1 protein-coding gene is annotated in these 679 nt (G+C 49.8%); it reads left to right on the top strand.

Annotated features, from left to right (window positions below; genetic code table 11):
- On the top strand, window positions 1-390 hold a 390-nt coding region (locus tag HHU12_RS34375; RefSeq protein WP_205960094.1), incomplete at its 5' end, for a capsid assembly protein.
- Window positions 391-679: the final 289 nt, after the last annotated feature.

A 679-nucleotide genomic window follows, 5' to 3' on the forward strand; every position in this document is an offset into this window, starting at 1 on the left:
ATTCGTGGTCAGGAAGCTCTGGTCAACCAGTACGTCGAGAAAGTGATGGACTTCGTGGGTGGCCGCGAGCGCTTCCAGCAGGTCTACGGTCACATGAAGACCAATAACCCTGAGGGTGCTGAGGCACTCATCAAGGCTTTTGAATCTCGTGACGTAGCCACCATGAAGACGATTCTGAACCTAGCGGGACAGTCTCGTGATAAAACCTTTGGTAAGAAAGCTGAACGCTCTATTGCCAAGCGTGCTACCCCAGCGAAACCTGTGGCCCGTAAAGCTGAAGGCTTCGAGTCTCAGGCTGAGATGATTAAAGCGATGTCAGACCCACGTTACCGCACCGACTCCAAGTACCGTCGTGAAGTGGAACAGAAGGTCATCGACTCTAAGTTTTAATTAGGTAGCACTATAGGGAGACTGACAACCTCGTAATAACGGCGACCATTCGTCAGGTGCGAGACTGTGCTATCAGATAGACTAGGAGATTATGGTTGAGGCCTAGACTCCCTTCTAGTTACACAATGAGTATCACCTCGTTTCAAGTAGTAACTGCCGCGACCTTAGGGCAAGACCTTATGATAGGCGCGGAGAATCACCCCAAGAGCTTGGCAACGATAGGCCCGTCTGGTCAGCGTAATGACTAATTCTATTCGTAAACAACATAAGGAGATTCAACATGGCTAAC

This window comes from Flammeovirga aprica JL-4, from assembly GCF_012844305.1.
Lineage (GTDB): Bacteria > Bacteroidota > Bacteroidia > Cytophagales > Flammeovirgaceae > Flammeovirga > Flammeovirga aprica.